The organism is Nitrospirota bacterium, assembly GCA_030645475.1.
Classification (GTDB): domain Bacteria; phylum Nitrospirota; class Nitrospiria; order Nitrospirales; family Nitrospiraceae; genus Palsa-1315.
The window spans coordinates 175827-199844 of record JAUSMA010000069.1 but is presented as its reverse complement, the minus strand read 5'-3'; the positions used below and the strand labels follow the sequence as shown (position 1 = coordinate 199844).

Sequence of the window (24018 nt, the reverse complement as noted above, 5' to 3'; positions counted from 1 at the left end):
GACCAATAGGGGGCGGCATTGCCGCCCCCCGAAGGCCGATTCCGTGACAGGAGGTCTGACATGAATGGATCTAGAACATTAATGGCGACGGTCTTGGTGACGGGCGTAACGATGCTGGCCGGAACAAGCTATGCGGAGGAATCCTTGATCCCCAAAGAGATGGTCTATGTCGGCCATGGGCCATCGGTGATGGGGATCGACAAGAAAGCCCCTGCGGACTCAGGCAAAAATCCCACAGCCTATGACAGGAGGATGAAGGGTCCCTGGTCCGCCGAGGCGTTGAACGACGAAGGTCCGGCGCACATGGTGTTCTTGGATTCATACCTCATGGATACCTACGAAGTCTCGAACAAGGACTACGGCCAATTCGTCAAGACGAAAGGGCATCCGGCTCCGGCCTACTGGGACGATCCTCGTTTAAATAAGCCGGGGCAGCCTGTGGTCGGGGTGAATTGGGACGACGCGAAATCATTCTGTGAATATCGCGGCAAGCGGCTTCCAACGGAAGCGGAATGGGAAAAGGCAGCTCGTGGCCCCAAGGCCAGCCTCTATCCCTGGGGCAATGACTTCGATCCAGCAAAAGTCAACTATGGAAAAAGTCACGACGCGACCATGCCGGTGGATTCCTATCCAGAAGGTGCCAGTTATTATGGCGCTTATAACATGGCAGGCAATGTGTTCGAGTGGGTCTCGGACTGGTATGACCCCCGCTACTACGGAAAGCTTGAAACTATGGTGAATCCGACCGGCCCCGGCAAACCTATATGGATGGGTGGAACCGGCACCTATGTGGATCGGCTCACAGTCGGTGAAAAGCGCGTCATTCGTGGCGGCTCATGGATCGCGCCGGAAGGTACGGTCAGGGCAACACACCGGTTCTGGAATCACCCGCTCAATAATAGTTATGGCGTGGGTCTGGGTTTCCGATGTGCCAAGAGCGCCCCGCCGGAAATCGAACAGCAGATCAGGGACAGCTACATCGCGGCGTTGGTGGACATGGGACGAGAGCGGTTTTCGGAGGCACAGGAGGCAGTGGGTCGTGGGTTGGCCATCGATCCCAAGAATATCGAATTACTGGAACTTCACTCGCTTATTGAACAGTCGATGAAGCGGTCGTGAGGAAATGTTGAGACGGTTTTTGCTCATAGTTTGATCGTGACGGAGGGGCAGCTATGACACACGACAAGATTTTTCTTTCAGGGTTTGTCCTCATCGCGCTACTCGGGGCCTCACCCCTACAGGCAGGTCCCATCGATCCTGCCCGGCATCCTCACCCGGAGAGTGCAAAGGTGGTGCATGAGGCTCAGCATGACGTGGACCATGCGTGGGAAATCTACCATCGCGCGGCGTTAGGCGGAACAGTTGCGTCCCCTGCCCTGCAGGCGGACATCGAAGAACACCTGCACGAAGCCAGGACCCTCATCACCCAGGCGCAAGAGGCAGCCGAGCGGGGAGACAAGCGTCAAGTGGAGCGTCTTGTGAGCCAAGTGAAAGCCCATACCACCAAGGCCATCGAGGGGAGCAAGGAGCAGAAGAAATGACACAAGGTCTGAGGAGGAGAGAAACCGGCTGGAGAAGTATTGTGGCAATGATGGCCCTAACCTGTGCCGTTGTACCTGTCGTGGCAGCTGCGCCGGCGGCCAAGGAGCTCGACCAGGTTCCCATGGTGACGATTCCGGCTGGCGCATTTCTGATGGGGAATCCGGAAGGCAAAGGCCGGGCAGATGAATGGCCGCAGCGATCGGTGTACCTCGACGAGTTTGCGATCGATCAGGTCGAAGTGACCAATGAACGGTATCTGGCGTTCGTGGCCACCACAGGCCATCGAAGCCCTCCGAATCCCTATGGCACCGGCCCGCTCGTCTCCGTGAAAGGCATCGAACAGCTTCCGGTCGTGCAGGCCACCTGGTACGACGCCAAGGCCTATTGTAGTTGGGCCAAGAAACGGCTCCCGACGGAAGCGGAATGGGAGAAGGCCGCTCGCGGCACCGATGGCCGGCTGTTTCCCTGGGGCAACGAGTCGACCACATCGAAGCGGGCGAATTTCGACCGTGAGTGGGAGGATGAGCACACCTTGCATCCGGTCGGGTCCTTGCCAGGCGGCGATTCACCCTACGGCGTGAAGGACATGTCCGGCAATGCACGCGAGTGGGTGCAGGATTGGTATGACCCTGAGTATTACCAGCATGCGCCGGATCGAAATCCGCAGGGTCCGGACAAAAAAGGTGTGGTTCGATCGATTCGCGGAGGGTCCTGGCATAGCCCGATCTCTGACATCACAACGACGGCTCGCGGGCGCGGCGGATTCGCGCTGCAGACTCATGGGACTGGCTTTCGCTGTGTCCGGGGTCTCGAAGTCCAGACCCAGCAGAAGTAAGCAGTACATGTGGTGACGCGATGAAACATGCTGCGCACAACAGAAACACGGAGGCCGGTTTCTTATTTCCATCAGGGTGGCGCCGCGACTCCGCACGGCGTCTCCCGCTGAGGCAGACAGCTCCCTCCATCGGGAGGGACCTGTCTCCTCAGTATAGAAAAGAGGCTGGTTGCCGGAATGAAGGCGCGCGACTGACGGCCGTGATGAGGAGTACCGCATGGAGCAGATGATCTTGTGGGCGATGGGAGCATTGTGCTTGTGGGCAAGTGCCGCGTTATGGAGACCGGCTGTCGCGCGGCAGCGGCAGACCGGATCGGGTAGGCCTCGAATCACGTGAGGAGCAGGCAGTTGGCTGTTGTGATCGCCAGCGAGGGTTCTAGTGGCATCGAATGGGAGACCAAACAATCCTCTACCCTTCCCCCAGCCATCCGGCGACCGAATCTGTATGCGCTGCGGGGGGATTGCTGGTCACAGAGTATTATCTGGACCTTCAGGACGATACCAGTCAAATCGGCATCACGGGATTGCGTTGCACCAGTTGTGGGGAGGTCGTCGATCCGGTCATTCTTCGGAACCGACTGAACCAGACGCCGGATCTCTAGCACGGTACGAAGCAGCGAAAATATGCGCAACGGGTCGATCGTGGAGAGTCCGGTGGCCGACATCAAGGCAGCCATGAGGATGAAAGGCGGCCAGGCGGCTAACGAATTGTCGGTCCTTCGATGGTATCCTGATAAGGAGATGCGACCATGCACATTGTTGTCACCGGCGGAACAGGCTTCATCGGTCGGCCCTTATGCGCCTCTCTCGTTCAGGAGGGGCACCGGGTCACTCTCCTCACGAGAAGGAAGGAAGAGGCGCAACGGTTGTTCGGCTCCGCTGTGACGGCCGTCGAATGGAATGGCACAGAGACGGGGACCTGGGAGCAATCTCTCGAAGGGGCCGATGCTGTCATCAATCTCGCCGGTGCGCCCATTGCCGAGGCACGCTGGACCGATGCCCACAAGCGCCTCCTCACTCTAAGTCGGATCCTCACCACTCGCCTGCTGGTAGTAGCCATGTCCCGCCGGTCCTCCAAACCTCGCATGCTGATTAGCGCCTCCGGTATCGGCTACTACGGAGCCTGCGACAATCATATTCTGAATGAGGGAGCGGCGCGCGGCCAAGGCTTTCTGGCCGATCTCTGTCTTGCCTGGGAAGCGGAGGCGCTGCGAGCAGCGGAGTTCGGTGTGCGAGTCGTCATGTTGCGGACCGGCATGGTGCTCGAACAAGACGGCGGGGCCTTGTCGAAAATGCTGTTGCCGTTCCGGCTCTTTGCGGGCGGTCCGATCCTGCCAGGCACGCAATGGGTGTCCTGGATCCATCGGCGCGATCATATCGGTTTAATCCAATGGCTCCTCACGGCACCAAGCGTCTCTGGTCCTGTCAATGCGGTAGCGCCAGAGGCTGTGACGATGAACCGGTTCTGCCAGGTGCTCGGGCAAGCACTCCATCGGCCTTCCTGGCTTCCCGTGCCGGGCTTCGCGTTGCACGTGGCCTTAGGTGAGCTGGGAACACTCATGACTACGGGCCAACGGGTCAAGCCGTCGAAGGCGCTCTCCGCGGGATACGTGTTTCACTATCCGACGCTGGAACTGGCCTTGCGGGCAATCCTGACCAAGGAATGAGGGAGGGGGTGACATGATTTCGCTGATCTCCTATGTTCACATGCTGGCCGTCGCTGTTCTCGTCGGCAAGGTGGTGCTCTTGTCGTTCGTGGTCGCGCCGATCCTTGCGAAGACGCTAGAGAGAGAATCCTTCAGTGCGGTCGTTCGTCAATTGTTTCCTGCCTACTATGCGCTTGGAATGGGCGCCGCTATCGTAGGAGTGGTCTCCGTGACCGGTTTGGGGATGATCCACGACGCGAATCAGGCCCGGCATCTCATTGCTGCGATGTGGCTGATCATCCTGGCTGCCGAAACCTATTGCCGCGCTCCCCTCACTCCGCAGAGCAACGCCATGAGAGATCGACTCAAGGAGCAGGAATCGCGTGGGACTGTCGATCCCGCCTTACAGGTCTCGTGGAATCGATTGCATCAACGGTCGGTCTATCTGAACTCGATGGTGTTACTGGTAGGACTCTGTCTGCTGTGGCTTGCACAAAAACTCTAATTCACAAGGAGGGAATCAGATGAACAGAAATAGACACAACATGGCCGCAATCTTCTTTCTCACCGCGCTCTGTGCTCTATCTGGCAGCACAAGTCAGGTGCTGGCTGCGGAGGAGCAGGACAAGCCCAAGAGTGATATGAGTCGACCCTACGGAGATGACGCCAATCTGCCGAACGGGGTGATTGGCGTATCGCTGCATGTCGGGGCGGAACGGATCGGCGATCCGGCTTCATTGTATGTGGCCCATGTGCATCCGGAGGGTCCAGCTCAGCAAGCGGGACTCAAGCACGGCGATGAAGTGGTGACGGTGAATGGTGCGGCAGTCACCGGGAAGACCTATGAGCAGGTCGTGAAGATGGTGCGCGGGGAAGCCGGTACCGTGGTGAAGCTGGGCGTGAAGGGAGATGGGGCTCTGCGCGAGCTGGCGATCACGCGCATCGCCAGCGAGAAACTCTACAAGGGCGAAATGGGATCCCATGGTAGTCCGGCACGATAGGGGTGACTCATGCTCAATAGCCTGAAGACGGTCGCAGTTCTTGGACTCCTGCTCATGCTTGGCGGGGGGCCTGCGTTCGGGGAACCGGCCGCCGCTGTAGCCGGCTCACCTCGGACCAGCCTGATGAAAGCGAATATCTACATGGTGGCCGGCGATTATCGTCGAGCGCTGGAGGCCTGTCAGAAAGAAATCGACAACGCACCTTCCGTCGAGGCCTATATCCATGTGACCTATGTCTTCCATGCGATCGATGCCTACTTAGACCATCTGTCTATGGAGGAGCGGTGGAACATGGTCGAACAGTTGCATCTGAATCTGGCCTACAAAGATCCGCAAGATTTGATCGATCCCCCCGGTGGGCTGGCCCGCATGGCGAAGGAAATGATTCAGACCAGCGTCCACCAACAGGCTGATGTAAGTGCGGCGATGGCCACCAGGCTGAATAAGAGCGAAGCCGATCGGTTGTGGCAACAACAGACTCAATGGCGTACGGCAAATCCACAGACCTGGTGGACCGGTATGCCGGACGCATGGCGTTGAAGCGAGTGGAACATTGAACGGTCCGCTTCCATCTGGTGGAGGCAATGGTGCGCAGAACACGAATCGGGCTTGATATCAAAATACTGGGTGGACTCTTTCTGATCTTCGGCACGGTCGATCTGGTCGTCATCGCCCTGTTTCCTTCCTATGTCTTCAAGCTGTTCGGGGTGGCCGTGACCGGCCCCTCGTCGTATCTCGTGAAGCTCCATTCCCCTGCCGTACACCTGCTCATCGGTTATGGCTTCCTCTGGCTGAGACCCTGGGCCTGGGGACTGAGCCTGGCCTATGCGGGATTCGGCCTTGTGAGCGAGACCATGAATCAACTGTCGTTCGGCTTTCACCCTGTCCGATCGGGATTCATGGTCACGACGATACTGTTTGTGGCCTATGTAATCTGGAGACGGGCTCTGTTTACAGACGAAGACCCGGCCGCGAAGCATCACCATAGGGTTTCGGAGGAGACACACTGATGAGAGGGGTTGTCTGGCTCAGACGGGATCTTCGGCTACAGGATCAGCCGGCACTCGCTGCCGCTTGCGCAGACTGCGACGAGGTGATCCCGCTCTTTATATTCGACGATCCCCTCCTGCGTTTACGGCAGTTCGGCTCACCTTGCGTGACGTTCATGGTCTCCTGTCTGGCAGAGCTGGCCGATACCCTGGCCGGGCGAGGGCTTTCTCTACAATGGCGGCGGGGGAATCAGATCGAGGAGGTGCTCCGTTTCGTCGAGGACGTCAAGGCCGATGTGATCTACTGGAATCGCGATTACGAACCGGCGGCGATCCAGCGAGACCGGAAAGCCCAGCAGGCACTTATGGCCCGTGGAGTGGTGGTTCGCACGTTCAAGGACCATGTGGTCTTCGAGGCCGAAGAGATCAGAGGTTCGACGGGAGATCCGTTACAGCGATACAGTGCCTATCGCTCCCGATGGTGGACCAAGTGGCATGCCGCACCCCCGCCGCTCCTACCCTCCCCTGCCAGGCTGCGAAAACAGCGAACCGGCACCTCGTCGCCCAGCATTGCGCTGCCGACGGTGGAAGATCTCGGCTATCAGACCGTTCCCTTGTCGATTAAGCCGGGAGAGAAGGAGGCGCTGCGGCGGCTTCGCTGGTTTCTCGACGGTCCCGTCCATCGCTACGTTGAAGGACGGAATCTTCCCGCGGTCGACGGGACATCCAAACTGTCTCCCCAGTTCCGGTTCGGAACGCTTTCGGTGCGAACCGCCGTGCATGCAGCCTTAGGCACGCTCGCGACAGGCAGCTCCGTCTCGCGTCGCGACCTGCTCACCTGGATCGATGAATTGATCTGGCGGGAGTTTTTCCAACAAATCTTGTCCGCCTTTCCTCAGGTGGCCTCCGGCCCGTTCCGCAGCAAGGACGGGTTGCCGCGACCCCGTCCGGCGGGAGCGGAATGGAATCGGCTCCATGCCGCCTGGTGTGAAGGACGGACCGGTTATCCATTGGTGGATGCCGGTATGCGGCAGCTGAATCAGACCGGGTGGATGCACAATCGCGTGCGGATGGTCGTGGCGTCGTTTCTCATCAAGGACCTCCGGATCGAGTGGCAAAGTGGAGAGCGCTATTTCATGCAGCAACTCGTCGATGCCGATCTTGCGGCCAATAACGGCAATTGGCAATGGGCCTCCGCGACCGGGACGGACTCCATGCCGGGATACCGAATTTTCAATCCTCTGCTGCAGAGCAGGAAGTTCGATCCGGACGGTGCCTACATTCGGCAATATGTCCCGGAACTTGCCGCCGTTCCGACGGACCGGATTCATGCGCCGCATCTGATGACTCTGGAGGAACAAGCTTTGGCCGGATGCCGTATTGGCAAGGACTATCCTTCGCCCATCGTAGATCACCGGCAGGCCCGCGACGAATATATAGCCCTTGGCAAACAACTGGTGACGAGATGACGACCCTGGCGCTCCGTCTCGGGATCAGCCGTTGCCTCCTGGGGGACGAAGTCCAGTTCGACGGGGGGCATAAGCGGGACGGTTTTCTCACCGATGTATTGGGTCATTACGTGGAGTGGGTTCCGGTCTGCCCTGAGGTTGAAGCCGGTCTCGGCGCGCCCAGGGAAGCGATGCGGCTGATTGGCGATCCTCATCATCCACGGCTTGTGACGATCAAGAGCGGGACAGATCACACACGCGCGGTCGAAAAGATGACCGAGAATCGTATCAAGGAACTCGAAGAGCTAGATCTATCGGGGTATGTCTTTAAAAAGGGTTCGCCGAGCTGCGGGATCGAGCGAGTGCGTATCTACAATGAGCAGGGGATGCCCAACCGGAATGGAGTCGGGCTGTTCGCCAGGGCTTTTATCGAGCAGTTTCCGCTGATTCCGGTCGAGGAGGAAGGGCGGCTTTGTGATGCGCCGCTCAGGGAGAATTTTATCGAACGGGTCTTCTGTTACCGCCGCTGGCAGGATCTCGTACAGAGCGGAGTCACGAGGCAGACCCTGGTGCAGTTCCACACGATCCACAAATATTTGCTGTTGGCCCATAGCCCGCAGCAGTACCAAGTCCTCGGGCGGCTGGTCGGTCAAGCGGAGCGGTACCGTCCCAAGGAACTTGCAAACCGCTATGGCGAACTGTTCATGAAAGCCTTGGCCATGAAGGCGACGGTGCGCAAGCATGTGAATGTCCTCCACCACATCCTGGGCTACTTCAAGGACCGATTGGGGGCTCAGGAAAAAGCTGAGCTGTTGGTCGTGATCGGCGATTATCATCGTGGCCTTACGCCCCTGGTGGTTCCGCTGACCCTGATCAAGCACTACGTCCGGATCTTTGACGTCGGCTACATTCACGATCAAGTCTATCTCAATCCGCATCCGAAGGAACTCATGCTGCGCAATCATGTGTAGAGAGGAAGCATCATGCCGCACATTGTCATAGAAGAAGCAGGGGACCTGCAGGGCGTCTATCAGGCCTTCGCACCGATCATTCAGCGGGCGGGGACCGATATTCTCAAAGTACAGGAATGCTACCTGGGACGAAACGGCAAAGAAGCACTCCTGGAGTCGATCGCAATCGAGGAGGGGGTTGCGTGCAATTTTTTCGTACAGCTCAAATTGCACGAGAAGGCTATCACGGTGCGGCTCTTGCCAGCCACAGATCCTGAGAAGACCCCCGCAGTGAAGAAGGTGATGGCCCTGGTGGCGGGATTCATCCGGACAGTATACCCGGGGAGTCGTTACGGGAAGACCAATCTACAAGAGTACCTCGAGGTTACAACTGGTTCACGGTGAGAGAAAACGGATGCGAGTTTTAACAAGAGGAGCAAAAAGATGGCGGCAACGATACGAGGAGTGATTTTAGTCGGTCATGGCGGCATTCCCAAGGGCTGTCCGCAGGAATTAGTGACGAAACTAAAACGGCTGGAGGGTCAGCGGCGTGCCGCAAAGATGCCGGCGTCGGCGGAAGAAATCGAATTGGATACCAGGATCCGCCAGATGCCGAGGACCCCTGAGACGGACCCCTATCAGTCGGGACTTGAGTCGGTGGCGGCTCAGTTGAAAGCCAACCTGGGAGATGTCTTATTCGCCGTGGCCTACAACGAATTCTGTGCACCGACCTTGGAAGCGTCGGTGGTGGAGTTGGTCCAGAAAGGCGCGACCCACATTACCGTGACCACGACGATGTTCACGCCTGGCGGGTCGCACTCGGAGGTGGAAATTCCTGAAATTCTCGATCACTTACGTCCACAGTATCCAGGGGTCGAACTGCGTTACGCCTGGCCATTCGATTTGAAACTTGTCGCAACCACCTTGGCGGAGCAGATCAAGCGCTTTTCTTGAACAGTATCCTGAGAGGTATGTGTGCGGGCAGAGGCAAAGAATTAATTTACGGTTGGAGGATTCTTTTTTCGCTCTCGCCAAGTGTACAATACCGACAGCATGCACGAAGTTAATCGAGTCATACAATGTTGCTTCTTAAAATTGAGTTAGCCAAAGCCTTCCACGAGACCCAATCATTCAAGTGGGACCCGGGCACAGGGTTCACACTCGCGTCCGGCTTGAAGAGCCCTTTCTACGTTGATTGCCGGTCTTTGATGGCCCATCCTGGGTCGCGCCGCATTGTGGCCGGCTTGGCCTATGAAGCGTTGCGGCCGGTCGAGCTCGACTGCCTTGGTGGCCTCGAGATCGGGGCGATTTCCATTGCGACCAGCATCTCGGATTTTGCTTTCGCGGCCCAGCCAGCGAGAATCTGGCGAACCTTCGTGGTACGAAAGCAAGCGAAGGATCATGGGCTCGGGAAACTCATTGAAGGATCGTTTCAACCAGGGAATCGAGCCGTGATCGTGGACGATGTGCTCACAAGCGGGGGATCGCTCCTCAAGGCAGTAGCGGCGGCCAGAGGCGCAGGTCTGGTTGTGACGCATGCCTTGGTGATTGTCGATCGGAAGGAGCAGGATGGAAGACAGAAGGTCGAAGCTGAAGGGCTGACCCTCATGAGTCTCTTAACCATTGACGACTTGACGAGCGCGCGACCAACTCCCTCGTAACGAAGCGCCTCCTACTTACACTGAAACTCCATACCCCACCGGCGCTCCCGCACGAGTTCCTGCGCGCCTTCAACCGGGCTGGCCATACGAGATCGGCCCTTCGTTTCGCCCTCACGCACAATGGTATAGAGGCCGCCGCATTTTTCTTTCATCAGGGCCAGAGCATCTTTGCGAAACGATGACAACATCGATCCCTGCTCCCCTTTGAAGGGATAGGAAACAACCCCACCGTCTCCCCGTTCCTGAAGCAGTTTGGCTCCTTCGGCGCAGCCGAGCAAGGAGATGACCATGAGGAGTGCGAGGCTTGACCAAATCTTCATGCGGTCCCTATCATATTCAGGGGAATGAACTCGGTGAAACGATTGTCTACTCTGTTTACTGCAAGGAGGCCAGCCATGACCACGCGCATATTCATCACCCTCGTCAGTCTGTTGCTTCTGACTACCGTCACGATCAGTGGCGTGTCGGCCTATCATTCCTATTTGCTCACCGTACAGCAATTACGCGCCGGATTGAACAAGGGCCCCTCAATGAACCAGAAAGGGTTTATCTTGATCGATGTCCGATCCACGGAAGAACATGCGGCCGGATTTATTCCCGGAACCGACGTGAATATCGACTTCAGAGAAATTAAGGCTCGGCATCGGGAGCTTAGGGCGCAGCTTGAGGACCATCTGGTGGTCTATTGCCAATCCGGCCATCGCAGCAACATTGCCGCAGAAACGTTGGCAGACTTGGGCTACCGCCATGTCTATAACGTCACCGGCAGCATGAACGCCTGGCTTGAGGCGGGCTATCCGGTTGAACCAGGATCCCGCTAGCAGGATGCTGAAAAAGTCCGCCTGCATCGTTCTCTGCCTTCGCCGAAGCGGCTTCGCGCAGGCAGGTCGCTTCGCTCAGAGGCTCAATGTACCACAAGGGTACGCCTCGCCTCTTCGCTCGTTGCGGCCTTGCTAGACGGTCTTTTTGAGCATCCTGCATGGACATGCTCCTCATGTCCAAGAGGTGCAGATCGTCGAATCTCCTCAGTGCCTAAACGGTTTTTCTGCAGCCTGCCAGCCCGATGTATTTCTCCACGATCTCATCCGTTCTATCGGGCCTTGGCGGCCGGTTGGTCGCGGCGCGGACTGATCCCGATCACGGCCGGAAGCCCTATGTGGATTGTCGTGCTGCCCTCTAACAACGGTATCCAACTGTGAAATCCTGCCATCGCCGTCGTGGCCTGTCGAAGCGAAGGACTGACGGCGACATCGGAGGAGGACCCTCCATCCATGGCCATGACCTGGCGCAGGGAAGGAAAGGCATCGCGCAGACATTCTCCAAGGGCATGGAGCGACACCACTTCCGTGGTCTTGAGGATGAGGAGATGCCCATTGCCCTGTTCTGCAACGAGGGTCTGATGGGCGCGTTTTCCGGTTTGCCGCACACGAACTTTTCCTGTCCGGTCCAACAACATCAGCGATTGCGCCACTTCTCGATAGGGAACCTGCTGTTCGTCAAACGCGTCAAAGGTTAAGTCCAAGACCCGTGCACGTCGTGAACTAGCCTCAGCCGGTTCTGCCGCAAACAGCCCCAGCCAGGTTGCATGCCGCTTGCTCCCCATCGAGCGTCCGTTCCCATAGAGGAGACCCAGGTACGCATAATTCTCACGGAACAGCCCCGCATTGAAGACCAGGTCGTGGCCGGTACGTTCTTGCCATTGGCGAATATCGGGCGGGTCCGAAAGGCCCTCTTGCTGATAGTAATGGACGGTAAAGCGATACCGATCGGGATCGATATCCACGGCGATCAACGGGGTCACGTCTGGGCATTGCGCGTGCGGATTCCAGACGGAGATGGATAAACCGTCTCCCAATCGATCCCCCGAGAGATCTTGCGCCATTGCGATCGACTGGCCACTGAGCACAGCAAAGAGGAGCCCCAGGAGAAACTGGGTGATGCGGGTGCGAGGGGGAGACGAATAGATGCGAGAGTCCTGTGCCATCATATCTCAGAATCGAGTATAGAGAGCGCAGCTATAGAGCGTCAATTCCGTCGAGGGAGCGAGGTGCCGGCTGCGACGCGGCCCTCGCATCGTCAGCGCGGGGTCGGCTGAGGTGTTGAGGAGGGGGTGCCGGTCTTATCGGATAAGGTCTGAAGATCCAGTAAGTCACGGACTGCGCGGGCGAGAACCTCCGGCGTGAAGGGTTTTTGCAAGAAACTGCTCGTGCCTTCTTCTTGTCCTGCCATAATACCGACGTCATCCATATACCCCGACATAAACAGCGTTCGCAAATCCGGCTTGATGGCGGAGAGATGCTGTGCCAACTCCCGTCCACCCATGCCCGGCATGACGACATCGGTCAACAGCAGTTGTAGCGATCCTGCTTGCTGTGTCGCCAGTAAGCAGGCCTCAATTCCACTCTTGGCTTCTATGACACGGTACCCCAGTTTCCGCAGTTCGTCTCGCACAAGCGTACGGACGCTCGGCTCATCTTCCACCACAAGAATCGTTTCCGTGCCTCGCTGAGGCTGTCCCGATGATTGGATCGCCGGAGGGATGAAGAGATCGGACTCGACGTTCGGGAAATAGAGGTCGAAGCGCGTGCCATGACCCACTCGGCTGGTGACGTCGATGGCGCCGCCGCACTGGGTGACAATGCCAAATACCGTGGAGAGGCCCAGACCGCTGCCCTTCCCCTCCCCCTTCGTCGTGAAGAAGGGCTCAAAGATATGGGATTGGGTCTTGCGGTCCATACCGCAGCCGGTATCTGTGACGGCCAATCGGACGTAGGGACCTGGAGGTAGCGGGGTAAGGTGATAGACCGGACTGCGCGTGAGTTCAACCTGGGCTGTTTCAATCGTCAGCGTCCCGCCATTCGGCATGGCGTCTCTCGCGTTGACGACGAGGTTGACCAGGACCTGCTCAAGCTGAGCCTGGTCGGCGCACAGCCGACCATTCGTTGGGTCGAGCATGGTAACCAGTTTGATATTCGTGCCGATCAAGCGACCCAGCAGACTGACCAAACTTGTGACGGCGGTGTTGAGCGACAGCACTTTGGGGTCCAGCGATTGTTTGCGGCTGAACGCGAGTAGCTGACGGATCAACGTCGCAGCCCGTTCGCCGGCCTTTAAGGTTTCATCGACCTTTCCCCGAAGAGGATGCTGAGGGCCAAGTTCCGTCGAGATGACTTGGCTGTAGCCCAAAATAACGGTCAGGAGATTATTGAAGTCATGCGCGATCCCTCCAGCCAACCGTCCCACCGCTTCCATCTTCTGGGACTGCCGAAACTGTTTCTCGCTCTGCCGAAGGGCCTCTTCAGCCCGTTTCCGCTCGGCTCGATCGTCGAGTTCGCGCAATGCGCGCTGAATCGATGGCACCAATCGTCCAAGCCGTTGCTTGAGCACATAATCCGTCGCGCCTTGATGCATGGCGTCGATCGCCAGCTCCTCTCCAATGGTAGCCGAGACGAAGAGAAACGGCACCTCGGGGCAATGCTGACGGGCTAACGCGAGGGCGGCCATGCCATCGAAACCTGGGATGGAATAGTCCGCGAGGATGAGATCGATCCGGCCGGCCTTCAGGGCCGCCAGAAAGGCCTGACGCGTGTCGACGAGTTGCGACTGACAGGGAATTCCGCCCTCGATCAAGGTGGCCGTAATCAATTCGGCGTCAACCGGATTGTCTTCAAGTTGGAGCAGGCTGAGAGGGGTTTTCACAAATCCTTTACTGAGCGGCTAGTTGGTCGATTCTGAGCTGTCCGGGGGCGGTTCGTTGATGATGCCCCAAAATACACTGAGTTCTTTCACGGCCGTGATGAATTGGTGAAACTCCACCGGTTTCACCACATAGGCATTGGCGCCCAGCGCATAACTTTGCGCCAAATCGCACTCCTCGCGCGAGGACGTGAGCATGACGACCGGAATCGGTTTAAGATTCACATCATTCTTGATCGTCCGTAACACTTCGAGTCCGTCGACTTTTGGCATCTTGAGATCGAGGAACACGACCACGGGATTGCCCTGCTGTCTGGAGGCAAAGGCCCCGCGGCAATAGAGGTAGTCGAGAACTTCGGCCCCGTCATGGCAGACCACCACCTTATCGGCGATGTGATGCTCCTCCATGGCGGCGAGCGCCAACTCGGCGTCGCGAGGGTTATCTTCCGCTAGCAAAATTGGTTTGACTGTGGTCATTTGAGAGACCTCGCGACTGGAAGGGAAAAGTAGAAGGTCGCTCCTTGATCGAGCGCCCCTTCGGCCCAAGTCCGCCCACCATGCCGATGGATAATCCGACGCACGTTTGCGAGCCCGATGCCGGTCCCTTCAAACTCATCGCTCCGATGGAGACGCTGAAACACCCCGAACAGCTTATTCACATACTGCATGTCGAATCCCACCCCATTGTCTCGCACAAAGATCTCGACCTCGCTCGGGTTTCGTTTCGTGGCGCCGATCTCGATCTTCGCCTCAGGCCTGGTGGCGGTGAATTTCAGGGCGTTGGTGATGAGATTCACGAACACTTGGCGAAGCATCGCCGGATCGCCTAGCACGAGCGGCAATGGGCTCATTGTCCAGGAGATTGTCCGGCCTTGCAAGTCAAGATGCAAATCGTGGAGGACCGTCTTGACAAGCTGGTCTAAATTGACCGTGGTGCGCAGCATGTCCTGTCGTCCCATACGGGAAAACACCAGCAAATCGTCAATGAGCTGCCCCATCTGCTTGGCGGAGTCTGAAATTGTCTGGAGATACCGGCGCGCTTTGTCATTGAGCGCCTCACCTGCTGCCTTCGACAAGAGGGCGGCATACCCGTCGATATGACGGAGTGGGGCACGGAGGTCATGCGACACGGAATAGCTGAACGCTTCCAACTCTTTGTTGGCAGCCTGCAGCAATTCACCCCTATTTTCCAGCTCCGCAGCAACGCGGCGCCTCTCGGTGACGTCGTGATGGATGAGAAAGTAGACGGAGGCCAGGAGCACTAACTGCAAGAGCGCGCCCAGTCCGAGCAAGGCAATCGTATTTCTCGTGCTTCCGGCGGACTGACGGACTCGGGCCTGAAGGGCTCGCTGCTCGGCCCCGTCAAGCTCAGTCATCACAGTGTGAATTCTTTCAAGCTCGTTCTTTGCCGCTCCGGAAAGGGCGAGGTGGCGGACTGCCTCATAACCATCCTTCTCTCGTCTGGTGATGGCGCGCGCCTCCGCGTCCAATTGCCGGTCGATGAGGGCTTCGAGCGTTGCCACCCGGGACTGCTGTTCAGGCCACTCATTCGTCAACCCCCGGAGATACCGAAGGTATTCCGGCATCTGTTCGACGGTGCTCCGGTAGAACTTCAAATAGGATTCTTCCCCGGTCACCAGGTAGCGCCGATGCCCGCGTTCAGTCGCGTCGAGGGCTTCGCTCACCGATTCGAGCAACTGCACCAACTCATGGCTCTTGCTGTCGAGTCGGCTATTCTCAATCAACACGGAGGTGTTGCGATAGGAAATGGCGCTGATCACCACAATGCCGGCAAAGACAAGCCCAAAGCCTGCGAGGACGCGCCGCTCTATCGACCAATGGGTCAACCATTCCATGAGTCTGCCGCTCTTGGGAATCGGCGCCTGGCTAGTGCCGGGAGCCGGTTCAGGTGTGATGGGCGTGACCGGATGTTGTGGTGCGACGAAAGCCATGGCTCAAGCGTCTGCGGACGTGAGAATGCGAGGAAATACTGTGGCCACTATACTCTGAGCCGGGAGACCCTGTAAAAAATATTGTAGCAGACTTCTCGCCGAACGCTCCGAGGAACCGACTCGTATGGATTTACCCACCGACTGGAGTGGCGGCAGGGGGAATGGGAAGGGAGACGGCTGGATCCGCTAAGCCGGAAAACATCATCGTGGCCGAGACGACCCAATCGGCGAAGGGTTGCGGATAAATACCGATCACAAGGGTGCCGGCGAGACAGACGTATAGCACGGCTTTGATTGGACCGGACACCGTAATGGGAGAAGGGTCGTGGGGTTCGCTGATATACATCTTCTTCACAACGATCAGGTAGTAATACATCGAAATCACGATGTTAATCAGGCCCACCGTGATGAGCACGTAGAGCCCTTCTTTCATGGCCGCCACAAAAATGTAGATCTTGCCGATGAAGCCGGCCAACGGAGGCACACCAGCCAGAGACAAGAGGAAAATCAGCATCGAAAAAGCAAGAAATGGCGAACGCCGCCCGAGCCCACTGTAATCGTCGATCTCCTCGCTCCCGATCGCTTCACTGACGGCGATGATAATGGCGAAGGCCCCGAGATTGGCAAAGAGATAGGTCAACAGATAGAACAGAATCGCGTCGTTCCCCATCTTGGTGCCGGCAGCGAGACCGATCAGCACATTACCGATCTGGGCGATACCGGAATAGGCCAAGAGCCGTTTCATGTTCTTCTGGGCGATCGCCACGATGTTCCCGTAGGTCATGGACATGACGGATGCGGCAACGAGTAGCAACACCCAGATCGGCTTAAACGTCGCCAAGGCGACGAAGAACATCCTGAGGAGGATGGCAAAGGCCGCCCCCTTCGGGGCGATCGAGAGATAGGCCGTCACAGGCGTTGGCGACCCATGATAGGTGTCAGGAATCCACGAGTGAAACGGTACCGCGCCGATTTTGAACCCTAATGCACCGAAGATCAGCAGGAAGCCGATAGCCAGCCCCGGTGTCGCCTGTGCCGATTTCATATCGGAAAATACCAGCTTGCCGGTTTCTCCATAGACCAAGCTAATGCCATAGGCGAGGAGGCCCGCGGCGAAGACGCCTAGAATGAAAAACTTGATACCCGCTTCGTTCGAAGCCATATCCTCACGAAGATAGGCAACCAAGACGTAGAAGCCGAAGGTGGAAAACTCCAACGTGACGAACACCGACAACAAGTCGTTGGCGGAGGCCATAAACATCATGCCGAGCGCCGACATCACAATCAGGAAATAATACTCTCCGCGGAAAAACCTGAATCGATGGATGTAATCGACGGAGGCCAGGATGACGAGGATCGTCGACCCGACAATGAACATTTTGAAAAACAGGGCCATTCGGTCGAGGACAAACATATCGGCAAAGAGCGCCCCGGTGACGCCGGTCACATCGAACCAGACCAGGCAGCCGAGCGTGGCAGCGAGGCCTGCGATGCTCAGATAGGCCAACTGTTCGTTGGGCAGCCGGGGAAACGAGAAATCGACGATCAGGATGCCGCACAACCAGACCGTGAGCAGGATTTCCGGCAGCAACAACAACAGATCGGAGGGAGACATCGTCAGAGAAAAGTTCATGGCCGACCTCCGCTCACGGGGGCGCTGGCGAAGGGCAAGGGACGATCGGCGAGAGGTGTATTGTTATCGCCTCTGGCCTCTAGCCTCACGCCTGTCGTCTCCGCAGCGACCGGCACCACGCGGGTGATCTTAGCAATCAGCGGATCGACCCCCGATCGCACCACGTTGTACAGATGCATGGGGAAGAAAAAGAATCCGATACTCACGGTGATCATGATCAAGAGCGGCAGACGGTCGACTGCGGACACGGCATCATGTGCGTGGCTGTACTTCTGATCCATGGGTCCGTAGAAGAGCCCGCGCATCATCTTGAACAAGTACGCTAAGGTCAACACGATTCCGACCACGGCCACGATGACCTGAAACGGATACTTGTTCCAACTGCCCACGATGATCATGACTTCAGCGATGAAGTTAATGGTGCCGGGGACGCCGATCGAGGCCATACAGCCGATGACGAAACAGCCCGAGATAAATGGCATGCGATTCGAGAGCCCGCCGAGCGAAGGAATGTCTCTGGTATGGGTCTGGTCGTACACCCATCCGGCCATGGCGAAAAGCATGCCCGTCGCCATGGCATGAGCGAACATATACATCACTGCGCCGGTCAAACTGATGTAGTCCAGGGCTGCCATGCCGAGGAATACATAGCCCATGTGACTCGAGCTGGAATATCCGATGACGTACTTGGTGTCTTTGGCATAATAGGCCACGAACCCGCCGTACACGATACTGAACATACAGAGCACGGCCGCGATGGGCATCAACTCTCGGGTCGTTTCGGGCAAGATCTCAAAGGCGACCCGGATGATGGAGAAATGGCCGAGCTTCATCAGCACACCCGCATGCAACATGCTTGTGGCGGCCGGCGCCGCGGCATGGCCCACAGGCGACCAGGAGTGAAGCGGCCAGAGGGGGGCGATGGAGGCGAAGCCGAAGAAAATAAGCAGCCAAATAATCTTGTCCAGCGTCGTGCCCAAGACCGGGATGTTCATCAAGTTGGCATGTTCTCGCAGAACCAAGATGTCGAAGGTATTCAGCCCCGAATACTTGTAGATCAACAGAATGCCCATGAACGCCGCGACGGCAAAGGCCGAGAGGAAGAGCACCAACTTCATTGCAGCATATTCTTTGCTGTTGGACCCGAAGTTGAAGATAAACCCGACTGAATCCCGCTGCTTAAGGCCCTCCGGATCCGTCATCTCGTTGTACTTCTTCGTGTGGCTTCCCCACATGCCCAAGAGGAGATACATGGGGATGACGGACATCTCGTAGAAGAAGTAGAGGAAGAACAGGTCCAGCGACATAAACACGCCGATGGTGGCCGCCGCAAGGATGAGCAGCCAGATGTAAAATTCTTTCGCCCGGTCCTTCACGTGCCAGGAGACGAAAATTCCTGCGAACAGCAAAATACCCGAAGCCAGAACCAGGGGGGTGCCGATGCCGTCCACCCCGAGGTGGAGCGAAATGCCCAGCTGACGCGACCATTCGAACTTCTGAACGAATTGGAAGCCGCCCTTCACATGGTCGTATGCATAGAAGAGATAGACCGAGGCGAGAAGGCAGATGAAGGCCGATCCCGCTGCAATCCCACGCACAAGCATCGCCTGCCGGTTTGACACAAAAATCAGTGCGATGGCTCCCACGAAGGGAGCAAAGAGGATGTAGAGGAGCGCGTAGTCACCCATACGAATTAATCCACCTTTACCGGCTGTTTGGACTCGGCCGCCGCCACGGTCCCCCGTTCCAGTCGATCGACCAGCGCCTGTACCGACCCATTCATCATTCGCAAGAACGGAGCGGGGTAGAGCCCAATCCACAGAATCATGATCGATAAGGCTGATGCGATAACCATTTCACGGGGATGCAAATCACTGATGGAATCTTTCACCGCCTTGCCGACTGGTCCCAACATGGCCCGCTCGTAGTACCAGAGAAAATATGCTGCGCCAAAGATGACCCCGGTGACCGCGATTCCACCATACAGCCAATTGGCCGTGAAGGCTCCCAGGAGAATGAGGAACTCACCGACAAATCCATTGGTACCGGGCAAGCCGATCGACGCCAGTCCGATGAGCAGAAAAAAGCTTGCGAGTAACGGGGTCAATTTCGCCATACCGCCGAATGAGCTCAGTTCGGTGGTTTGCTGCCGTGAGTAGAGAAAGCCCGCGATAAAAAACAAACCTGCCGTGCTGAACCCTAAATTGATCATGGTCAGCAGGCTGCCTTGGAGCCCCTGATAGTTCAGGGCAAACAGACCGATCACCACAAACCCGAGATGGCTGATGCTGCTGAATGCCAGGAGCCGGCGGAAATCCGACTGGATCAGCGCCATGATCGCGCCATACAGAATGGCCGCTAACCCAAGCACCATGGTCACCGTGACGACGGTCTGACTCTTCGACGCATCCGGCAGCAAGGGAATGCTAAAGCGGATAAATCCGAACGTCCCGAGCTTCAATCCGGCCAACACCACCGCCATCCCGATCGGTCCTTCGAGGAGCGCGTTCGGCAGCCAAGTGTGGAACGGGAACAGCGGGGCCTTAAAGGCGAAGCCGAGAAAGAGGAGCCAGAAGATAAGAACCTGTTGGCTAAACGGGATCGGCACGGAGAGCAAGGCCAACAAATCGAACGAATAGGCCGGTTCGATATGGCGCAACATCGCCCACTGGTGATAGTTGAGGTCTAACAGCGCGATGCCGACCAACATGAAGACGCTACCCAGCAAGGTATAGAGCACATATTTCAATGCTGCGTAATGCCGCTCCGCGCCTCCACCCCAGAGTTTAATCAGAAAATAACTGGGGATCAGCATCAACTCCCAGAAGACGAAGAAGAGGATCAAGTCGATAGAGAGGAAGACCCCCATCGTCGTCGTTTCGAGGGCAAGGAGCGCCATCATGTAGAGCTTCACTTGGTGACGGACGGTATCCCAAGAATAGATGACGATCAGAACCGTGAGGAATGCCGTGAGCCCAACGAAGAGGACGCTGATCCCATCGACCGCGAGGTGGTAACTGACCCCGAGGGCGGGAATCCATTCCACATGTTCTGCGAACTGCATCGCGGCTGATTCGGGAATGAAGCGTAAAAGGACGAATACGGAAAGGGCCAACTCCACCAACGCAATCGTCAAGGCGGAGGTCCGGACCATATCCTCATCGTCGAACAGCCACAACACGACGGCTCCGACGAGGGGGAGAAACAAAATACAGGTGAGAATGGGAAATGTGGACGCCAGTTCTTCTAACATTAAAGTGCTTTATCGTTGCATGATGAGCTGAGTAATCACCGCCAAGAGAAAGAGCCCTGCTACAATTATTGCCGCGTAATGATGGACCATTCCGCTCTGGAGTTGCCGCCATTGCCGGGCGATGAGATGGTTGCCATAACCAATGACATTGAGGCCGGCGTAGACCATGTATTTTTCCATCCAGGTCGATCCCGCGGCACCCAACTCTGCCATCTGCGCGACCCCTCGCACGAGGCCATCGATGACGGTCCGGTCGAACCAATCGAGCAGCTGCCCCAGCTTCTTGGTGGGCTCCACCCAGACGAGATCGTACAATTCATCGACATAGTACTTGTTGAGCAGGGTGGTATAGACCGCCTGGAATTTTGCCGCCAGCCGCTCCGGCGCCGAGAGATTCACACTGTAAAAATAATGCGCGACACCCCAGCCCAACAACGCTATTCCGGTGGCAATCATCATGAGTGTGAGCACGAGTCCGGTGCTGGCCTCATGCTCCCCTCCCATACCCGCGACCGGTGCCAGAAACTGGTGGAGCCAGCCATGCTCAGGGGGAAAGCCCAGGAAGCCCCCAAAAACGGATAACACTCCTAACGCCATGAGCGGACCGACCATCACTGTCGGGGACTCATGGACATGTTCCTCTGTATGGTGGTCCATCCGCGACGTACCATAAAAGGTCAGATAGGTCAGACGGAACATGTAGAAGGAGGTCAACAATGCGCCGATGGCCGCCATGCCATAGAGTAGATAATGTTCGTGCGTAAAGGCATGGGCCAGGATTTCATCTTTACTCCAGAAGCCTGCCAACGGCGGAATACCCGCGATCGCAACGGTACCGATCAGAAACAGCCGATAGGTCCAGGGAATCTTGGTGCTGAGGCCGCCCATCTTCCGAATGTCTTGTTCGCCCGAGAGCGCGTGTATCACCGACCCCGCGGAGAGGAATAGGAGGGCCTTGAAGAAGGCATGGGTCATGAGATGGAATACGGCAGCTGAGTAGGCGCCGATTCCGCATCCGAGAAACATGTACCCGAGCTGGCTCACTGTCGAATAGGCCAAAACCCGCTTAATGTCCGTTTGCACAAGGCCAATAGTGGCGGCGAAGAGTGCCGTGATGCCGCCAATAGTTCCGACCCAAAACATGGCTGTGGGCGACATGTCGAAAATGGCATGGTTTCGCACGATCATGTAAACCCCGGCCGTCACCATCGTCGCTGCATGGATGAGGGCGCTCACCGGTGTCGGACCTTCCATCGCATCCGGGAGCCAGGTATAGAGGGGAAGCTGGGCTGATTTACCGATGGCACCGACGAGCAGGCAGAGCGCAATCGCCGTGGCCATGTCCGGAGACAGTTGTCCGACCTGGGCAAAGACCTTCGTATAGTCCAGCGTCTTAAAATTGATGAAGATCAGAAAAATCGCCAGCAGGAATCCGGCATCCCCGATACGGTTCACCACGAAAGCTTTCGAGGCGGCTTTGGCGGCGGAGACCTTGTCGTAGTAGTAGCCGATCAAGAGATAGGAGCAGAGCCCGACCCCTTCCCAGCCAATAAAGAGGACGACATAGTTGTTCCCCATGACGAGGAGCAACATGGACACCATGAAGAGGTTCATGTAGGTGAAGAATCTGGTGAATCCCGCTTCTCCATGCATGTAGCCGACGGAGTAGACGTGAATCAACAAACCAACGCCCGTAACCACCAGTAACATGATGCAGGTGAGCGGATCGACCAGATAGGCCAGATTGATGTTGAGGTCGCCGCCGAAGATCCATTGATAGGCGATGACTTCATGTACGGTACCGGTCCGCAAGACGTCGATGAACACACCGAGCGTGCAGAGAAATGACAACCCGACTGAGCCCCAGGCCAACCGGTGTGCGATCTCGTGGGAATATTTCCTGCCAGCGAGGCCGTTCACGATTGCGGCCAGCAAAGGAAATACCGGAATGAGTTTTATGAGTAGATCCGTCACATTACCACTTCAAGAGATTCATCTCGTCCACGTTCGTGGAAATCTTTCCACGGAACACGACAATAATGATGGCGAGCCCGATTGCCGCTTCTCCGGCCGCGATGGCAATGATGAAGAGCGCCACCAATTGACCAGCCATGGATTCCAAGTAATAGGAAAAGGCGACAAGGTTAATGTTTGCCGCGTTCAACATGATCTCGACAGACATCAACACGATGATGAAGTTCCGTCTGATCAAGACGCCGAGCAGGCCGGTAATAAACAGCACGGCGCTGACGGCGACATATGCGCTTAAAGGAACCATAGACCGAGTCCCTTATCTTCCACGTTTGTCAACGATCGGCTTCGGCGTTTTTGCCAACACGATCGCTCCGATGACCGCGCCCAGCAGGAACACCCCGACGATTTCGAACTGCAACAGATACTCACTGAACATCTTGATTCCGACCGCGTAGGTATCGCCGTCCTGGAGTACCGCCACGGTGGGGGCATCGCCCTTTGCGCCTGCGAAGGGTGAGCGGAGCAGGAGACTCAGAACGTAGACCGATCCAAGAGCCGCTGGAGCGAGAAAGTACCGGTACGAGGAATGAAGATACCGATCGTCGGTTTTCAAATTCATCAACATCAGCACGAAGAGATACAAGACGAGGATCGCACCGGCGTAGACGATTACTTGTACCGCCCAGAGGAACTCGGCGTTGAGCAGGATGAAGAGCCCGGAGACGTGAAGCAGCAGAGCCAGGAGAGCCAGGCCGCAATGCACCGGGTGCTTGAGCGCGACCGTCATGACGCCCGCGACAATACTGACCAGTGCGAAATAAGTGAAAAATACCAAAACCATCGATCGATTCAGCCCAGATGCTTAGGTTGCGATTGAGTCGGCTTCAATACCGATTGCGGGAAGTAATACCGATACTCCCGGCTTTCCTCAACGTTCTGTTCCTGATTATGCGCGTATAAGTATTTTTTTGCATCGTCGAGGTGACGCTCGCCGATTTCATACAGCCGCTTCTTGTCGAACAGCAGGGTCCGTTTATCGTGGGTCGAAAACTCGTACATCTTGGTCATGGCTAAGGCGTTAACGGGACAGGCCTCGACACAGTAACCGCAAAAGACACATTTCGTAATATCGATGTAAAACTCGCTGGCGAATCGCTGCAGCGGACGCGCCGCATCTTCCGAACTGATGACCTTAATACAGCGGGATGGACAGGCGGCTTCGCAGAGGTCACAGCCGACACACCGTTCCTGATGATCGTCGTAGCGCAAAAGAGCCAGTGCCCCCCGGTGTGTATCGGGGAGAACGCGTTGCTCCCGCGGGTACTGGAAGGTAATGGGCTTATGGAACATATGCTTGAACGTCACCTTCATCGCGTCCCAGATCTCATAAAACAACGCGGCCTGGAGAATGTTCTTGATCAGTACGGTGACACGCATC

Annotated in this window: 26 protein-coding genes and 2 pseudogenes; 15 read left to right on the top strand and 13 right to left on the bottom strand. The window is 56.9% G+C overall.

Translation table 11 applies throughout. From position 1 onward, the window contains the following. Positions 1 to 60: 60 nt before the first annotated feature. From Q7U76_15980 to pyrE, 14 genes are all read left to right on the top strand, one after another. Complete coding sequence (locus Q7U76_15980; protein ID MDO8357878.1) at positions 61 to 1119, top strand: SUMF1/EgtB/PvdO family nonheme iron enzyme; 1059 nt, start codon at positions 61 to 63, stop codon at positions 1117 to 1119. A gap of 53 nt (positions 1120 to 1172) precedes the next feature. After that, positions 1173 to 1541 carry a hypothetical protein gene (locus Q7U76_15975; protein MDO8357877.1) on the top strand — a complete coding sequence of 123 codons (369 nt, stop codon included), beginning with the start codon at positions 1173 to 1175 and terminating at the stop codon, positions 1539 to 1541. Next, positions 1538 to 2377: an SUMF1/EgtB/PvdO family nonheme iron enzyme gene (locus Q7U76_15970; protein MDO8357876.1), complete on the top strand. Its 840-nt coding sequence runs from the start codon at positions 1538 to 1540 to the stop codon at positions 2375 to 2377. Before Q7U76_15975 ends, Q7U76_15970 begins: the two co-directional genes overlap by 4 nt. Positions 2378 to 2766: 389 nt before the next feature. Then, complete coding sequence (locus tag Q7U76_15965; GenBank protein ID MDO8357875.1) at positions 2767 to 2979, top strand: hypothetical protein; 213 nt, start codon at positions 2767 to 2769, stop codon at positions 2977 to 2979. Positions 2980 to 3126: 147 nt separating this feature from the next. Then, positions 3127 to 4044, top strand: coding sequence for a TIGR01777 family oxidoreductase (locus tag Q7U76_15960; GenBank protein ID MDO8357874.1), 918 nt, complete (start codon positions 3127 to 3129; stop codon positions 4042 to 4044). 13 nt (positions 4045 to 4057) lie between these two features. Further along, positions 4058 to 4528, top strand: a complete 471-nt coding sequence (locus Q7U76_15955; protein ID MDO8357873.1) for a DUF4149 domain-containing protein — start codon at positions 4058 to 4060, stop codon at positions 4526 to 4528. A gap of 19 nt (positions 4529 to 4547) precedes the next feature. After that, positions 4548 to 5024: a PDZ domain-containing protein gene (locus Q7U76_15950; GenBank protein MDO8357872.1), complete on the top strand. Its 477-nt coding sequence runs from the start codon at positions 4548 to 4550 to the stop codon at positions 5022 to 5024. Positions 5025 to 5033: 9 nt separating this feature from the next. Further along, positions 5034 to 5564 carry a hypothetical protein gene (locus Q7U76_15945; GenBank protein MDO8357871.1) on the top strand — a complete coding sequence of 177 codons (531 nt, stop codon included), beginning with the start codon at positions 5034 to 5036 and terminating at the stop codon, positions 5562 to 5564. 47 nt (positions 5565 to 5611) lie between these two features. Next, positions 5612 to 6034, top strand: a complete 423-nt coding sequence (locus tag Q7U76_15940) for a hypothetical protein (GenBank protein MDO8357870.1) — start codon at positions 5612 to 5614, stop codon at positions 6032 to 6034. Continuing rightward, complete coding sequence (locus Q7U76_15935; protein ID MDO8357869.1) at positions 6034 to 7482, top strand: deoxyribodipyrimidine photo-lyase; 1449 nt, start codon at positions 6034 to 6036, stop codon at positions 7480 to 7482. Before Q7U76_15940 ends, Q7U76_15935 begins: the two co-directional genes overlap by 1 nt. After that, on the top strand, positions 7479 to 8432 hold the full coding sequence (locus Q7U76_15930; protein ID MDO8357868.1) for a DUF523 and DUF1722 domain-containing protein: 954 nt from the start codon (positions 7479 to 7481) through the stop codon (positions 8430 to 8432). The genes Q7U76_15935 and Q7U76_15930 overlap by 4 nt, the downstream gene beginning before the upstream one ends. A gap of 12 nt (positions 8433 to 8444) precedes the next feature. Next, positions 8445 to 8816, top strand: a complete 372-nt coding sequence (locus Q7U76_15925; GenBank protein ID MDO8357867.1) for a hypothetical protein — start codon at positions 8445 to 8447, stop codon at positions 8814 to 8816. Positions 8817 to 8855: 39 nt separating this feature from the next. Next, positions 8856 to 9365, top strand: coding sequence for a CbiX/SirB N-terminal domain-containing protein (locus Q7U76_15920; GenBank protein MDO8357866.1), 510 nt, complete (start codon positions 8856 to 8858; stop codon positions 9363 to 9365). Positions 9366 to 9490: 125 nt separating this feature from the next. Continuing rightward, on the top strand, positions 9491 to 10072 hold the full coding sequence (pyrE, locus tag Q7U76_15915) for an orotate phosphoribosyltransferase (GenBank protein ID MDO8357865.1): 582 nt from the start codon (positions 9491 to 9493) through the stop codon (positions 10070 to 10072). A gap of 11 nt (positions 10073 to 10083) precedes the next feature. Here the strand turns inward: pyrE and Q7U76_15910 are convergent, their stop codons facing one another. Then, entirely contained in the window at positions 10084 to 10392 is a 309-nt protein-coding gene (locus Q7U76_15910) for a hypothetical protein (protein ID MDO8357864.1), read from the bottom strand. 75 nt (positions 10393 to 10467) lie between these two features. Between Q7U76_15910 and Q7U76_15905 the strand changes: the two genes are divergently transcribed. Beyond that, complete coding sequence (locus Q7U76_15905; GenBank protein ID MDO8357863.1) at positions 10468 to 10893, top strand: rhodanese-like domain-containing protein; 426 nt, start codon at positions 10468 to 10470, stop codon at positions 10891 to 10893. A gap of 269 nt (positions 10894 to 11162) precedes the next feature. Here the strand turns inward: Q7U76_15905 and Q7U76_15900 are convergent, their stop codons facing one another. From Q7U76_15900 to nuoI, 12 genes and pseudogenes are all read right to left on the bottom strand, one after another. Beyond that, positions 11163 to 12059: a hypothetical protein gene (locus Q7U76_15900; protein ID MDO8357862.1), complete on the bottom strand. Its 897-nt coding sequence runs from the start codon at positions 12057 to 12059 to the stop codon at positions 11163 to 11165. 89 nt (positions 12060 to 12148) lie between these two features. After that, entirely contained in the window at positions 12149 to 13771 is a 1623-nt protein-coding gene (locus Q7U76_15895; protein MDO8357861.1) for a response regulator, read from the bottom strand. A gap of 18 nt (positions 13772 to 13789) precedes the next feature. After that, the gene (locus tag Q7U76_15890) at positions 13790 to 14245 is read right to left on the bottom strand and encodes a response regulator (GenBank protein MDO8357860.1); all 456 of its coding nucleotides are present in this window, start codon (positions 14243 to 14245) and stop codon (positions 13790 to 13792) included. Continuing rightward, positions 14242 to 14931 (bottom strand): annotated as a pseudogene (locus Q7U76_15885) (ATP-binding protein). The gene Q7U76_15890 and the pseudogene Q7U76_15885 overlap by 4 nt, the downstream one beginning before the upstream one ends. 174 nt (positions 14932 to 15105) lie before the next feature. Further along, positions 15106 to 15624 (bottom strand): annotated as a pseudogene (locus Q7U76_15880) (CHASE3 domain-containing protein). 226 nt (positions 15625 to 15850) lie between these two features. Beyond that, positions 15851 to 17353, bottom strand: coding sequence for an NADH-quinone oxidoreductase subunit N (locus Q7U76_15875; GenBank protein MDO8357859.1), 1503 nt, complete (start codon positions 17351 to 17353; stop codon positions 15851 to 15853). After that, on the bottom strand, positions 17350 to 19041 hold the full coding sequence (locus Q7U76_15870) for an NADH-quinone oxidoreductase subunit M (GenBank protein ID MDO8357858.1): 1692 nt from the start codon (positions 19039 to 19041) through the stop codon (positions 17350 to 17352). The genes Q7U76_15875 and Q7U76_15870 overlap by 4 nt, the downstream gene beginning before the upstream one ends. 5 nt (positions 19042 to 19046) lie before the next feature. Continuing rightward, on the bottom strand, positions 19047 to 20606 hold the full coding sequence (locus tag Q7U76_15865; GenBank protein ID MDO8357857.1) for an NADH-quinone oxidoreductase subunit M: 1560 nt from the start codon (positions 20604 to 20606) through the stop codon (positions 19047 to 19049). Positions 20607 to 20615: 9 nt separating this feature from the next. Continuing rightward, complete coding sequence (gene nuoL / locus Q7U76_15860) at positions 20616 to 22580, bottom strand: NADH-quinone oxidoreductase subunit L (protein MDO8357856.1); 1965 nt, start codon at positions 22578 to 22580, stop codon at positions 20616 to 20618. A 1-nt stretch (position 22581) separates the two neighbouring features. After that, on the bottom strand, positions 22582 to 22884 hold the full coding sequence (gene nuoK / locus Q7U76_15855; protein ID MDO8357855.1) for an NADH-quinone oxidoreductase subunit NuoK: 303 nt from the start codon (positions 22882 to 22884) through the stop codon (positions 22582 to 22584). A gap of 12 nt (positions 22885 to 22896) precedes the next feature. After that, on the bottom strand, positions 22897 to 23421 hold the full coding sequence (locus Q7U76_15850) for an NADH-quinone oxidoreductase subunit J (protein MDO8357854.1): 525 nt from the start codon (positions 23419 to 23421) through the stop codon (positions 22897 to 22899). Between the two features lie 8 nt (positions 23422 to 23429). Continuing rightward, positions 23430 to 24017, bottom strand: coding sequence for an NADH-quinone oxidoreductase subunit NuoI (gene nuoI / locus Q7U76_15845; GenBank protein ID MDO8357853.1), 588 nt, complete (start codon positions 24015 to 24017; stop codon positions 23430 to 23432). Between the last annotated feature and the right edge of the window lies 1 nt (position 24018).

Bases quoted from the DNA above. Each gene is read 5' to 3' on its own strand.
- Q7U76_15980 (MDO8357878.1), top strand. From the start codon at position 61: ATGAATGGATCTAGAACATTAATGGCGACGGTCTTGGTGACGGGCGTA.
- Q7U76_15975 (MDO8357877.1), top strand. From the start codon at position 1,173: ATGACACACGACAAGATTTTTCTTTCAGGGTTTGTCCTCATCGCGCTA.
- Q7U76_15970 (MDO8357876.1), top strand. From the start codon at position 1,538: ATGACACAAGGTCTGAGGAGGAGAGAAACCGGCTGGAGAAGTATTGTG.
- Q7U76_15965 (MDO8357875.1), top strand. From the start codon at position 2,767: ATGGGAGACCAAACAATCCTCTACCCTTCCCCCAGCCATCCGGCGACC.
- Q7U76_15960 (MDO8357874.1), top strand. From the start codon at position 3,127: ATGCACATTGTTGTCACCGGCGGAACAGGCTTCATCGGTCGGCCCTTA.
- Q7U76_15955 (MDO8357873.1), top strand. From the start codon at position 4,058: ATGATTTCGCTGATCTCCTATGTTCACATGCTGGCCGTCGCTGTTCTC.
- Q7U76_15950 (MDO8357872.1), top strand. From the start codon at position 4,548: ATGAACAGAAATAGACACAACATGGCCGCAATCTTCTTTCTCACCGCG.
- Q7U76_15945 (MDO8357871.1), top strand. From the start codon at position 5,034: ATGCTCAATAGCCTGAAGACGGTCGCAGTTCTTGGACTCCTGCTCATG.
- Q7U76_15935 (MDO8357869.1), top strand. From the start codon at position 6,034: ATGAGAGGGGTTGTCTGGCTCAGACGGGATCTTCGGCTACAGGATCAG.
- Q7U76_15930 (MDO8357868.1), top strand. From the start codon at position 7,479: ATGACGACCCTGGCGCTCCGTCTCGGGATCAGCCGTTGCCTCCTGGGG.
- Q7U76_15925 (MDO8357867.1), top strand. From the start codon at position 8,445: ATGCCGCACATTGTCATAGAAGAAGCAGGGGACCTGCAGGGCGTCTAT.
- Q7U76_15920 (MDO8357866.1), top strand. From the start codon at position 8,856: ATGGCGGCAACGATACGAGGAGTGATTTTAGTCGGTCATGGCGGCATT.
- pyrE (MDO8357865.1), top strand. From the start codon at position 9,491: ATGTTGCTTCTTAAAATTGAGTTAGCCAAAGCCTTCCACGAGACCCAA.
- Q7U76_15910 (MDO8357864.1), bottom strand. From the start codon at position 10,392: ATGAAGATTTGGTCAAGCCTCGCACTCCTCATGGTCATCTCCTTGCTC.
- Q7U76_15905 (MDO8357863.1), top strand. From the start codon at position 10,468: ATGACCACGCGCATATTCATCACCCTCGTCAGTCTGTTGCTTCTGACT.
- Q7U76_15900 (MDO8357862.1), bottom strand. From the start codon at position 12,059: ATGATGGCACAGGACTCTCGCATCTATTCGTCTCCCCCTCGCACCCGC.
- Q7U76_15890 (MDO8357860.1), bottom strand. From the start codon at position 14,245: ATGACCACAGTCAAACCAATTTTGCTAGCGGAAGATAACCCTCGCGAC.
- Q7U76_15875 (MDO8357859.1), bottom strand. From the start codon at position 17,353: ATGAACTTTTCTCTGACGATGTCTCCCTCCGATCTGTTGTTGTTGCTG.
- Q7U76_15870 (MDO8357858.1), bottom strand. From the start codon at position 19,041: ATGGGTGACTACGCGCTCCTCTACATCCTCTTTGCTCCCTTCGTGGGA.
- Q7U76_15865 (MDO8357857.1), bottom strand. From the start codon at position 20,606: ATGTTAGAAGAACTGGCGTCCACATTTCCCATTCTCACCTGTATTTTG.
- nuoK (MDO8357855.1), bottom strand. From the start codon at position 22,884: ATGGTTCCTTTAAGCGCATATGTCGCCGTCAGCGCCGTGCTGTTTATT.
- Q7U76_15850 (MDO8357854.1), bottom strand. From the start codon at position 23,421: ATGGTTTTGGTATTTTTCACTTATTTCGCACTGGTCAGTATTGTCGCG.
- nuoI (MDO8357853.1), bottom strand. From the start codon at position 24,017: ATGCGTGTCACCGTACTGATCAAGAACATTCTCCAGGCCGCGTTGTTT.